Origin of the sequence: Bradyrhizobium acaciae (genome assembly GCF_020889785.1) — a bacterium.
In the GTDB taxonomy this organism is placed as follows: domain Bacteria; phylum Pseudomonadota; class Alphaproteobacteria; order Rhizobiales; family Xanthobacteraceae; genus Bradyrhizobium; species Bradyrhizobium acaciae.
Genome location: NZ_JACMYK010000195.1, coordinates 1 through 11,703 on the forward strand (window position 1 = coordinate 1; position 11,703 = coordinate 11,703).

Here is an 11,703-nt window from a genome sequence, read left to right on the forward strand (position 1 = left end):
CGTTGCCGTCCTCGCCTTCGGTCAGCGCGATCGCGACCGCGGCACGCTTCAGCGCCGGTGCGGTGTCGGCCGCGGCCCGACGCGCGAACGCGGCGCAGAGCTCTGCGATATTCCGCCGGGTGGCATCGTCAAATGTGCGGGCCATCGAGCTTGACTACAACACAACAGCGTTTGATGAAATGCAGGGAATGACATGCCTCCTGCGATCAATCATTTGCAAGCAACGGATCCTCACCTCATGACGGCCAAGACCGCGGACAAACTCAAATCCGACGGCTGGAAGGTCGCCGAAACCACTGGCTTCCTGACGTTGATCGGCCCGCTGTGGGAACGGTTGAAGGACGGCGCGCTCGAGCTCGCGCTGATCACCGAGGATAAGCACCACAATCGCCGCGGCTCGTGCAGGGCGGCGTGATCATGACGTTCGCCGACCGCGCTTGCGGCATGGCCGCGCGCTTCGTCTCGGGCAAGCCGACGCTTGCGACGGTGCAGCTCGACACCCATTTCGTCGAGGCCGGCAAGATCGGCGAGATCCTGACGACGCGGCCGCGCGTGGTGCGCTCGACCCGCAGCCTGATCTTCATCACGGCCGAGGTGACCGTCGACAAGCGCTGCATCGCGATGGCCAGTGGCGTGTTCAAGATTCTGAAGAACGAGAGTTGATCATCGTCGTTCCGGGGCGCGAAGCGAACCCGGAACCTCGAGATTCCCCGATGCGCAATTGCGCATCTGTGGTTCGATGCTACGCATCGCCCCCGGAATGACAGGAAAGGAACGCCCGATGCAATATCGCCAGCTCGGCCGCAGCGGCCTGAAGGTTTCGCCGATCTGCTTGGGCACCATGATGTTCGGCGGACCGACCGATGAGGCGACCTCGTCGCGGATCGTGGCGAAGGCGCGCGAGGCCGGGATCAACTTCATCGACAGTGCCGATGCCTATAATGGAGGCAAGTCCGAGGAAGTCGTCGGACGCGCAATTTCGAACAGAAGGTCGAACTGGGTCCTCGCCACCAAGCTCGCAAATCCGATCGGCGACGATCCCAACCATGGCGGGCTGTCGCGGCGCTGGGTGTTGCAGGCCGCCGACGAGAGCCTGAAGCGGCTCGGCACCGACTACATCGACGTCTATTATCTGCACAAGGAAGATCACACGACGCCGCTCGACGAGACCGTGCGCGCGATGGGCGACCTGATCCGCTCCGGCAAGGTGCGCTATTTCGGCGTCTCCAACTATCGCGCCTGGCGCGTCGCCGAGATCTGCAACATCTGCGACCGTCTCGGCATCGACCGCCCGATTGCCAGCCAGCCCTATTACAATGCGATGAACCGGATGCCGGAGGTCGAGCATTTTCCGGCCTGCGCCTATTACGGCCTCGGCATCGTGCCCTACAGCCCGCTGGCGCGCGGCGTCCTGACCGGCAAATACGCCCCCGATGCGCCGCCGCCCGCCGACACGCGTGCGGGGCGCAACGACAAGCGCATGATGCAGACCGAGTGGCGGCCGGAATCGCTGCAACTCGCACAGGAGATCAAGCGCCACGCCGAAGGCCGCGGCATCACCCCCGGGCAGTTCGCGGTCGCCTGGGTGCTGAACTCGTCGTTCGTCAGCGCGGTCATTGCCGGCCCACGCACCGAAGCGCAATGGGACGATTACATCCGCGCACTCGACTATCGTTTCACCGCCGAGGATGAAGCGCTGATCGACCGCCTCGTCATCACCGGCCATCCCTCGACGCCGGGCTTCAACGATCCGGCCTACCCGATCGAAGGACGACGGGCACGCCCCGGATAGCCGCCAGCGGCACGATGGATTGCTTCGCTTCGCTCGCAATGACGGCGTCTTGCATTCGCGTGGTACGGACAAGCCGCTCGGTTTTGCCGAAGTTACGTTTCGCAGCTTCCGAATTGCGCAAGCGTCGCACAGGTTGCACCATCGGCGCATGGAAATGCTGATGCTGGTGCTGCAATGACGGCATCCAATGTACTGGACTGGATCGTGGCGCTCCTGGTGTGCTGGGCGAGCCTGACCGCAATCTTCGAGCCGTCGCGCGGGGCCTCACGGTGCGAGGCTCCCATCGCGACGAGCGGCGCGCTGCAATCGCCACCGGCGGTTCCGACGCGGGCGGAATTCGAGGAGATGATCCGGGATATGAAACTGCACGACTGACCGGCAAAGCGCGAAAAGCCTTCCCTGCATCCCGAAACGAAACAGGGCGGCGCCGAAGCGCCGCCCTGCCCTGATTGCCGTCGCCGGCCGCTTACTTCTTCACGAGATCGAAGCGATCGGCGTTCATCACCTTGGTCCAGGCCGCGACGAAGTCGTTCACGAACTGCTCCTTGGCATCCGACGAGCCGTAAACCTCGGCGAACGCGCGCAGCTGCGAGTGCGAGCCGAAGATCAGGTCGACGCGGGTGCCGGTCCACTTCACCGCCTTGGTCTTGCGGTCGCGGCCCTCATAGACGCCCTCGCCGACATCGCTCCACTCCGTGCCCATGTCGAGCAGGTTGAGGAAGAAGTCGTTGGTCAGCGTCCCCGGCTTGCCGGTGAAGACGCCATGCTTCGACTTCTTGGCATTGGCACCGAGCACGCGCAGGCCGCCGACAAGAACCGTCAACTCCGGTCCGGTCAGCCGCAGCAGCTGCGCGCGGTCGACCAACGCCTCCTCGGGCAACATGGCCTGGCGCTTGCCGCTGAGATAGTTGCGGAAGCCGTCGGCCCGCGGCTCGAGCGGAGCGAAGGAGGCGGCGTCGGTCTGCTCCTGCGACGCGTCGGTACGGCCGGGCGTGAAGGGGACCTTCACATTGGTGCCACCGTCCTTCGCCGCCTTCTCGATCGCAGCCGCGCCGCCGAGCACGATCAGGTCGGCGAGCGAGACCTTCTTGCCGAACTCCTTCTGGATGGTTTCGAGCTTGGACAGCACACCCTTGAGCTGCGCCGGCTCGTTGACCTCCCAGTCCTTCTGCGGCGCAAGACGGATGCGCGCACCGTTGGCACCGCCGCGCTTGTCGGAGCCGCGGAACGTGGACGCCGAGGCCCAGGCGGTCGATACCAGTTCGGACACCGAGAGACCCGAGGCGAGGATCTTCACCTTCAGTGCCTCGATGTCCTTGTCGTCGATCACGGCGTGATCGAGCGCCGGAACCGGGTCCTGCCAGATCAACGTCTCCTTCGGCACCAGCGGGCCGAGGTAGCGCTGGATCGGGCCCATGTCGCGATGCGTGAGCTTGAACCAGGCGCGGGCGAAGGCGTCCGCGAACTGATCCGGATGCTCGTAGAACCGGCGCGAGATCTTCTCATAGGCCGGATCGAAGCGCAGCGACAGGTCGGTGGTCAGCATGGTCGGGACGTGCTTCTTCGACGGGTCGAACGCGTCCGGAATGTCGGCCGCCGCGCCTTTCGCCTTCCACTGCTTCGCACCTGCGGGGCTCTTCGTCAGCTCCCACTCGTACTTGAACAGGTTGTCGAAGAAGTGGTTGCTCCACTTCGTCGGCGTCTGGGTCCAGGTGACCTCGGGGCCGCCGGTGATCGCATCGGCGCCGACGCCGGTGCCGAACTTGCTCTTCCAGCCGAGACCCTGATCCTCGAGCGCGCCGCCCTCCGGCTCCGGCCCGATCAGCGACGGATCGCCCGCGCCGTGGGTCTTGCCGAAGGTGTGGCCGCCGGCGATCAGCGCAACCGTCTCCTCGTCGTTCATCGCCATGCGGAAGAACGTCTCTCGGATGTCCTTCGCGGCAGCGACCGGATCCGGATTGCCGTTCGGGCCTTCCGGGTTGACGTAGATCAGGCCCATCTGCACCGCGCCAAGCGGCTCGGAGAGCTGGCGCTCGCCGCTGTAGCGCTCGTCGCCGAGCCAGGTACCCTCGGGCCCCAATACAGCTCTTCCGGCTCCCATACGTCGGCGCGGCCACCCGCAAAACCGAACGTCTTGAAGCCCATCGATTCCAGCGCGACGTTGCCGGCGAGGACATACAGGTCGGCCCAGGAGATCTTGCGGCCGTATTTCTGCTTGATCGGCCAGAGCAGCCGGCGCGCCTTGTCGAGGTTGGCGTTGTCGGGCCAGCTGTTGAGCGGGGCGAAACGCTGCTGACCGGCACCGGCGCCGCCGCGGCCGTCGGTGATGCGATAGGTGCCCGCCGAGTGCCAGGCCATCCGGATCATCAAGCCGCCGTAATGGCCGAAGTCCGCCGGCCACCACTCTTGCGACGTCGTCATCAGGGCCGTCAGGTCCTTGATTACGGCGTTGAGGTCGAGGGTCTTGAATTCCTTGGCGTAGTCGAACTCCTTGCCCATCGGATCGGACAGGCTGGAGTTGTGATGCAGGACCTGAACGTCAAGCGACTTCGGCCACCAGTCACGATTCGTGTGTCCGCGAGGGGCTGCCGTGAATGGGCATTTGCCCGCGCCGTCGTCGGTTTTTGCGTCCATGTTTCTTCTCCGAGGTGATGGATTCTGGAATGTGCTGGAGCTCTTCCAAGACCGATTCTACGCGCCTCGATCCATCAGGTGAAATTGACTTTAATGATCGCCGCAATAAGATAAACTGATGATAAATGTCACACTCCGGCAACTGAGGTATTTCGATGCGCTGGCCCGGCACGGGCATTTCGGCCGCGCCGCGGATGCCTGCGCGGTGTCGCAGCCGGCGCTGTCGATGCAGATCCGCGAAATGGAACAGGCCGTCGGCGGCGTGCTGATCGAACGCAGCGCGCGGCAGGTGACGTTGACGGCATTCGGCGAGGAACTGCTGCGCCGCGTGCGCGAGATCCTGCGCTCGGTCGACGAGCTCGGCGACTTCGCGCGCGCCTCGCGCGACAAGCTCGCCGGTCGGCTGCGCGTCGGCATGATCCCGACGATCGCGCCATATCTGCTGCCGAAGGTGATCGAGACGCTGGCGCGGCTGCATCCCGAGCTCGACATCCATATCCGCGAGACGCTGACGCCGAAACTGATCAAGGAGGTCGCCGAGGGCCGGCTCGACACCGCGATCGTGGCGCTGCCGGTGTCGGAACCGTCGCTGACCGAGGTCGCGCTGTTCTCGGAGAACTTCCTGCTGGTGCGGCCCGGCGAGGATGCGAAGACGCCGGTGCCGAGCGCCGAGATGCTGCGCGAGATGCGACTGTTGCTGCTCGAGGAAGGCCACTGCTTCCGCGACCAGGCGCTGTCGTTCTGCAACATGCAGTCCGCGCCGCCGCGTGAGGTGCTGGACGCAAGCTCGCTGTCGACATTGGTGCAGATGGTCGGCGCCGGCATCGGCGTCACCCTGATCCCCGAGATGGCCGTGACGGTCGAGACGCGCTCGGCGCCGGTCGCGGTGTCGCGCTTCAAGCACCCGCAGCCGTCGCGCACCATCGGCATGGTCTGGCGCAAGACCTCTCCGCTCGCCTCGCAGCTCCAGCAGATCGCCGAGGTGGTGAGCCTCGCCGCCCGGGAGCTGCGCGCGCCGAAGGCAGACGGCGGCAAGGCGCCGGCGAAACGCACCGGGCGACGGAAGGTGGCGTGATTGGTTCGGAAGGGCGGCGGTGACGATGCCTTCCGTGTTTGACGCTCACGTCGCGCCACATTCACAACTGTCGTCCCTGCAAAAGCAGGGACCCATACTCCGCGGCGGGTGTCGTGAATGGACTCGTCGTTCCAGCGTCGCGCAACAACGAACTTCGGTGGTTATAGGTCCCTGCTTTCGCAGGGACGACATCGAATGTTTTGCGCGGCCCGTGAATCATACGTCCGCATTCTCGCGGCGAATGACGAGATGAGGCAGCGACCTACTGCCCCAGATACTTCTTCATCTCGGCGATCAGGCCGTCGCGCAGTTCGGGGCGCTTGAGGCCGAAGGCGATGTTGGCGCGGAGGAAGCCGGGCTTCGAGCCGCAATCGTGGCGCTCGCCCTCGAATTCGACGCCGTAGAACTTCTGCGTCTTGGCGAGCCCGATCATGGCGTCGGTGAGCTGGATCTCGCCACCGGCGCCGCGCTCCTGGGTGGCCAGGATATTGAAAATCTCGGGCTGCAGGATGTAGCGGCCGGTGATCGACAAATTCGACGGCGCGGTGCCCTGCGGCGGCTTCTCGACCATGCGGTCGACCTCGAAGATGTTGCCGGTGCGCTTGCCGACGCTGCAGATACCGTATTGATGTGTGAGCTCGTCGGGCACCGCCTCGACCGCGATCACGTTCGACCTGTCGCCGAGCTTGTTGGCGGCATCGATCATCTGCTTCAGGCAGCCCGGCGTGTTCAGCACCAGTTCGTCCGGCAGCACCACCGCGAACGGCTCGTTGCCGATGATGTCGCGCGCGCACCACACGGCGTGGCCGAGACCGAGCGGCGATTGCTGCCGGGTGAAGCTCATTGCGCCGGCTTCGGGCTGATTCTGCGCCAGGATCTCCTGCTCGGTCTTCTTGCCGCGTTGCGCAAGCGTGGTGTCGAGCTCGAACATGCGGTCGAAATGATCCTCGATGACACCCTTGTTGCGGCCGGTGACGAACACGAAGTGCTCGATCCCCGCCTCACGGGCCTCGTCGACCACGTACTGGATCAGAGGCTTGTCGACGATCGTCAACATCTCCTTCGGCATCGCCTTGGTGGCGGGCAGCACGCGGGTGCCGAGACCGGCGACGGGAAATACGGCTTTGCGGATCTTCATGGGATTATCGGAAGCCTTGAAACGGGTGGGACGGCGGCGCGGGATTTAATCGCTCCTTGGTAACCGTTTTGCAGCCGAGAACAAAGGCGGATGTGTGATGCGCACCAATCCGCCTTCTCCACTCAAGCGTTCCGCCCGAGCGTTCGGCCTTACCTCGGCATCCCGACCGCGCGCGGCGGCGCCGACGTGCTGCCGGATGCAGCCGTCGCGGTAACCGACGACGCGATCCAGCGGCGATATTTACGGGTAAGCGATGCCGTTCGCAGCTGGGCGAGGACCAACGCCTTCAGCGGCGAAACGTTCGGATTGGCCGCGCGCCCTCTGCTCAGCCGCCGCAACTGGAATTTCACGACGGCCATCGCGGCGAGCGCGGCCAGCGGCTTGCTCTTCCAGCGGATCGGCGCGACTTCTGGCCGCAGATCCTCGGCCCTGCGCCAGGCGTTCGGTAAGTCCGGCCTGATCGCCAGCGCGGTGGCGATGCCTGCGATCGCGACGCCGCTCTCGAGCACCTGCTGCACGACGCCGATGCGGCGAATGCCGCCGGTGACCATGACCGGCATTTTGGCGACCGCGGCGATGTCGCGCGCGAAGTCGAGGAAATAGGCCTCGCGCGCCAGCGTCCGGCCGTCGCGTGCCTCGCCCTGCATCGCGGGCGCCTCGTAGCTGCCGCCCGACAGTTCGACGAGATCGACGGGCAATTCATTCAGCATCTCGACGACGGCCTTCGCATCAGCTGCATCGAAGCCGCCGCGCTGGAAATCGGCCGAATTCAGTTTGACCGCGATCGAGAAACCCGGCGACACCGCCGCACGCACCGCCTTGACGGTTTCGATCAACAGACGCGCCCTGTTCTGCAGCGAGCCGCCCCAACGGTCGGTGCGCCGGTTGGTCAGGGGCGACAGGAACTGGCTGAGCAGATAGCCGTGCGCCGCATGGATCTGCACGCCGGAGAAGCCGGCGCGCTCGCCAAGCCGCGCGGCGCTGACGAAGCGCGCGATCACCTCGCTGATGTCCTGCTCGGTCATCGCCCTCGGCATCGCAAACAGGTTCGAATGTTTGCCGAGGTCGAGCGCCACCGCTGACGGCGCCAGCGTCTGCTGGCCCATGTTCTTCATCACCTGCCGGCCGGGATGACTGAGTTGCAGCCAGATTTGCGCGCCCTTGGCGCGGCCGATCCGCGCCCAGTTGCGAAACGCTTCAAGCTCGGTGCCGTCCTCCAGCACGACGCCGCCCGGCCCGGTCATGGCGCGGCGATCGATCATTACGTTGCCTGTGATGATGAGGCCGGCGCCGCCATCGGCCCATGCCTGATAGAGGCGCAGCAGCTCGGCCGAGGGCAGATGCTCGGCGTCAGCCATGTTCTCCTCCATCGCCGCCTTGGCGATGCGGTTGGGAACGCTGCTTCCGTTGGGCAAAGTGAGCGAATCGAACGGCGACATAGGCCAGGTTCCTTATCGAGTTCCTTGTTGATCTCCGCGCACCCTAACCTTAAAGTAAACTTTAAGGTCAAGCAGCAAGAGAGCCCTCAATGAAGATCGGGGAACTGGCACGGGAATCCGGTCTGGCGCCGTCGCGTATCCGCTTCTATGAGCGAGAGGGCCTGATCGGGTCGATCGACCGCGGCTTAAACGGCTATCGGCAGTATTCGCGCGAGACGCGCCAGGTTCTCGAGATCATCGTGATGGCCCAGCAGGCCGGATTCTCGCTCGAAGAGATCCGGAACCTGCTGCCGCCGCACGGCAAGGCAGACTGGAGCAAGGACAAGCTGGTAGCCTCCCTCAAGAACAAGGTGATCGAGGTTGCAGCCCTGCAGCGCCGACTATCTGAAACCCAGGCCGGGCTCGAGGCCGTGATCGCCCGGATCGAGGCGACGCCGCCGGGCGGCGATTGCTTCGAAAACGCCGAAGCTGTCTTGGCCGACCTCAGGGACCAATCAAAAGCGGGGTGACGAGATCGGACAATTTGTCCCGGCCAAAACCGTCGCGTGATTTGGTCACGCCCAAAATGCTGCCCTTTGTTAAGATATTGGAAACCGTGACGAGGCCTTCTGAGGCAGCACGATTTTGACAGGCACACGACGAATGCGCGCGACGGGAACATCACGAACCAGGCTTTACAGCGCGAGCCTGATCGCGCTGGCCTTGCTGCTGCCGGGCAGCACGCAAGCGCAGTCGGCCGGCAACGGCCTGACCAACCTGATCGACAGCATCTTCTCCGGACCGAACGCCGCGACGCCGCCGCAGGCCGCGACCGGACAGGACGGCGCAGCGCCGCCCTGGAGCGGCGAAGACGGCGCTTCCGGCCATCCGCTGATGACCGCCGCCGCGATCCGCCAGGCCGCATCCGACTTCCCGAACTGCGTTGCGGGGATGTGGCCCGACGCCGCACGGCGCAACATCACGCAGCAGAATTTCGAGCGCTTCACCGCGGGCCTGCAGCCCGATCTGCGCATCATGGATCTGCTGGATTCGCAGCCGGAATTCACCAAGGCGATCTGGGACTATCTCGACATTCTCGTCAGCGACACCAGGCTCGCCAAGGGCCGCGAGATCCTTGCGAAGTACAAGCCGCAGTTCGACGCGACCGAGAAGGCCTACGGCGTCGATCGCTACATCATCGCGGCGATCTGGGGCATCGAGTCGAACTACTCGACCCAGATGGGCGATCGCAGCGTGGTGCAGTCGACCGCCACCCTCGCCTGCATCGGCCGCCGTCAGGCCTATTTCAAGGACGAGTTCCTGTCGGCGCTGGAGATCCTCAACCGCGGCGACCTCAAGCCCGAACAGATGCGCGGCTCCTGGGCCGGCGCGTTCGGCCCGACCCAGTTCATGCCGACCGCGTTCAAGCGTTACGCCGTCGACGGCGACGGCGACGGTCGCCGCGATGTCGTCGACAATCCGAGCGACCTGATCGCCTCCACCGCCAACAACCTGAAGAAGGACGGCTGGCAGGCCGGCGCGAGCTGGGGCTACGAGGTCGTGCTGCCGCAGGGCTTGAACTACATGCTGGCCGACCGCGCCAAGGTGATGCCGCTGTCGCAATGGGAGCAGCTCGGCGTCAAGCGGCCGGGCGGCCAGCAATTCCCGCGGCCGTCCGACAAGGCCTATCTGCTGGCGCCGGCGGGCGCCGAAGGCCCGGGCTTCCTGATGCTGCAGAACTTCCGGGTGATCATGAAGTACAACCCGGCCGAGGCCTATGCACTCGCCATCGGCCATTTCGCCGATCGCCTGCGCGGCGGCCAACCCTTCGTGCAGCCCTGGCCGCGCCAGGAACGCGTGCTGTCGCGCGCCGAGCGGCTGGAACTGCAGCAGCTGCTGGCCCAGCGCGGCTTCTACAAGGGCACGCCCGACGGCCAGTTCGGCGGCCAGACCCGTGAAGCGCTGCGCGGCTTCCAGGTCTCGATCGGCGCGCCGGCCGACGGTTTTGCCACCGCCGAGGTGCTGGAGCGGCTGCGGGGACGGTAGCTAACGACGAGTTTGTAACCGCAAGCTCGCTGCACCTCTCCTGCTTGCGGGAGAGGTCGGATTGCATCGGAGATGCAATCCGGGTGGGGGCTGTCTCTGCACAATGACCAGTCCCATCGCGGCAATACCCCCACCACCACCACCCCCACCCTCCCCCGCAAGCGGGAGAGGGAGCGCAGTTCCGTCGCGGTGACACCGGGTCCTCCCCGAAAGTAACCGTGAAATCCAATATTTGCCCGGCGCCTTGACGGCGGCCGGAGGCACCCGATTTATGGTGGAAAAGCTGCCCGCTTGCGGCCCGATTCCGCTAATATGCTCACGTACTTCCAGATCATTTGCGACCGAACTCGATGGCGAAGCCGAAGTCCTTCCTGCGCATATTCACCGAAGCCGGCCCGCTGGTCGCGCTGGCGGTGGCGCTTGCGCTGTTGATCGGCATCGCGCAGCCCGCCTCGGCGCAGTTTTTCGGCTTTCCCGGTTTCGGCGGCGGACCGCCGCAACCGCAGCGCCGCGCTCCGCCGCAGCATGGCGGTGGCGGCTGGTTCGGCGGCGATTTCTTCGCGCCGTTCCAACAGCAGCAACAGCAATCACAGCCGCAACGGCCGCGCGAGGATTTCTCCCGCGCCCCGGCGCCGGCCAAGCGCGAAGCCGCCGCCGAGCGCAACGTGCTCGTAATCGGCGACGCGATGGCCGACTGGCTCGCCTATGGCCTGGAAGATGCCTATTCCGACCAGCCTGACATGGGCGTGATCCGCAAGCACAAGACGGTCTCCGGCCTGATCCGCTATCAGCCCAAGGGCGACCCCGCGGATTGGGCCGCGGCCGCCAAGGGCATTCTCGCCACCGAGAACCCGGACGCCATCGTCGTGATGCTCGGCCTCAACGATCGCACCTCGATCCGCGAACCGGTCGTGGAGAAGAAGGTCGACAAGAAGGACGAGAAAAAGGACGCCCGCGGCAAGCCGGATGCAAAGCCAGGCGATAAGCCCGATGCCGCCGCCAAGACTGATGGCAAGACTGATGGCAAGTCCGACGGCAAGACCGATAGCAAGACCGATAGCAAGGCCGACAACAAGCCGGCCGAGACCGAGCCGCCGGCCGACGACGCCGAAACCGACTCGCAGGCCGCGCCGGAAAAGACTGCGCGCTCGCCCAACGGCCTCTATGAATTCCGCGACGACCGCTGGGTCGAGCTCTACGGCAAGAAGATCGAGGAATTGATCAACGTGCTGAAGAGCAAGGGCGTGCCGGTGCTGTGGGTCGGCCTGCCTGCGATCCGCGGCCAGAAGGGCACGTCGGACATGCTGTTCCTCGACGCGCTCTATCGCGACGGCGCCGGCAAGGCCGGCATCACCTATGTCGACGTCTGGGACGGCTTCGTCGACGAGGCCGGCCGCTTCATGCCGAAGGGCCCGGACTTCGAGGGCCAGCCCCGCAAGCTGCGCTCCGATGACGGCGTGTTCTTCACCAAGGCCGGCGCGCGCAAGCTCGCGCACTATGTCGAGCGCGAGGTGACGCGCCTGCTGGCGGTGCGCTCCGGCCCGATCGCGCTGCCGAGCGAACCGGCAACGCCCGACACCAGCGCCGAGCCCGGCAAGCC

The 11,703-nt window shown here is 65.4% G+C and carries 8 protein-coding genes and 2 pseudogenes; 7 read left to right on the plus strand and 3 right to left on the minus strand.

Going from position 1 to position 11,703, the window contains the following annotated elements; genetic code table 11:
- Positions 1–238 precede the first annotated feature (238 nt).
- The 3 genes and pseudogenes from H8A92_RS37285 to H8A92_RS37295 all read left to right on the plus strand — a co-directional run bounded on the left by H8A92_RS37285 (position 239) and on the right by H8A92_RS37295 (position 2,167).
- Positions 239–663 (plus strand): annotated as a pseudogene (locus H8A92_RS37285) (PaaI family thioesterase).
- A gap of 118 nt (positions 664–781) precedes the next feature.
- On the plus strand, positions 782–1,792 hold the full coding sequence (locus H8A92_RS37290) for an aldo/keto reductase (RefSeq protein WP_229200247.1): 1,011 nt from the start codon (positions 782–784) through the stop codon (positions 1,790–1,792).
- A gap of 174 nt (positions 1,793–1,966) precedes the next feature.
- A complete protein-coding gene (locus tag H8A92_RS37295; protein ID WP_229200249.1) occupies positions 1,967–2,167 on the plus strand; it encodes a hypothetical protein in 201 nt (66 codons plus the stop codon).
- A gap of 91 nt (positions 2,168–2,258) precedes the next feature.
- Here H8A92_RS37295 and katG read toward each other — a convergent pair.
- Positions 2,259–4,426, minus strand: a pseudogene (gene katG, locus H8A92_RS37300) (catalase/peroxidase HPI).
- Between the two features lie 118 nt (positions 4,427–4,544).
- On the opposite strand from katG, the gene H8A92_RS37305 reads away from it, so the two are divergent.
- Complete coding sequence (locus H8A92_RS37305; protein WP_229200250.1) at positions 4,545–5,501, plus strand: LysR substrate-binding domain-containing protein; 957 nt, start codon at positions 4,545–4,547, stop codon at positions 5,499–5,501.
- A gap of 262 nt (positions 5,502–5,763) precedes the next feature.
- On the opposite strand, the gene galU is transcribed toward H8A92_RS37305, so the two are convergent.
- Positions 5,764–6,639: a UTP--glucose-1-phosphate uridylyltransferase GalU gene (gene galU / locus H8A92_RS37310; RefSeq protein WP_229200251.1), complete on the minus strand. Its 876-nt coding sequence runs from the start codon at positions 6,637–6,639 to the stop codon at positions 5,764–5,766.
- 149 nt (positions 6,640–6,788) lie between these two features.
- Positions 6,789–8,078, minus strand: a complete 1,290-nt coding sequence (locus H8A92_RS37315) for an NADH:flavin oxidoreductase/NADH oxidase family protein (RefSeq protein WP_229200252.1) — start codon at positions 8,076–8,078, stop codon at positions 6,789–6,791.
- 89 nt (positions 8,079–8,167) lie between these two features.
- On the opposite strand from H8A92_RS37315, the gene H8A92_RS37320 reads away from it, so the two are divergent.
- From H8A92_RS37320 to H8A92_RS37330, 3 genes are all read left to right on the plus strand, one after another.
- The gene (locus tag H8A92_RS37320) at positions 8,168–8,587 is read left to right on the plus strand and encodes a MerR family transcriptional regulator (RefSeq protein WP_229200254.1); all 420 of its coding nucleotides are present in this window, start codon (positions 8,168–8,170) and stop codon (positions 8,585–8,587) included.
- Positions 8,588–8,720: 133 nt separating this feature from the next.
- Entirely contained in the window at positions 8,721–10,103 is a 1,383-nt protein-coding gene (locus H8A92_RS37325; RefSeq protein ID WP_229200255.1) for a lytic murein transglycosylase, read from the plus strand.
- A 350-nt stretch (positions 10,104–10,453) separates the two neighbouring features.
- Positions 10,454–11,703 (plus strand): SGNH/GDSL hydrolase family protein (locus H8A92_RS37330; protein WP_229200256.1); only part of this gene is annotated, 1,250 nt, incomplete at its 3' end.

What these genes read in the sequence shown, in the direction of transcription:
- H8A92_RS37320 (WP_229200254.1), top strand. Translation starts at nt 8,168, where the DNA reads ATGAAGATCGGGGAACTGGCACGGGAATCCGGTCTGGCGCCGTCGCGT.
- H8A92_RS37290 (WP_229200247.1), top strand. Translation starts at nt 782, where the DNA reads ATGCAATATCGCCAGCTCGGCCGCAGCGGCCTGAAGGTTTCGCCGATC.
- H8A92_RS37315 (WP_229200252.1), bottom strand. Translation starts at nt 8,078, where the DNA reads ATGTCGCCGTTCGATTCGCTCACTTTGCCCAACGGAAGCAGCGTTCCC.
- H8A92_RS37325 (WP_229200255.1), top strand. Translation starts at nt 8,721, where the DNA reads ATGCGCGCGACGGGAACATCACGAACCAGGCTTTACAGCGCGAGCCTG.
- galU (WP_229200251.1), bottom strand. Translation starts at nt 6,639, where the DNA reads ATGAAGATCCGCAAAGCCGTATTTCCCGTCGCCGGTCTCGGCACCCGC.
- H8A92_RS37305 (WP_229200250.1), top strand. Translation starts at nt 4,545, where the DNA reads ATGATAAATGTCACACTCCGGCAACTGAGGTATTTCGATGCGCTGGCC.
- H8A92_RS37295 (WP_229200249.1), top strand. Translation starts at nt 1,967, where the DNA reads ATGACGGCATCCAATGTACTGGACTGGATCGTGGCGCTCCTGGTGTGC.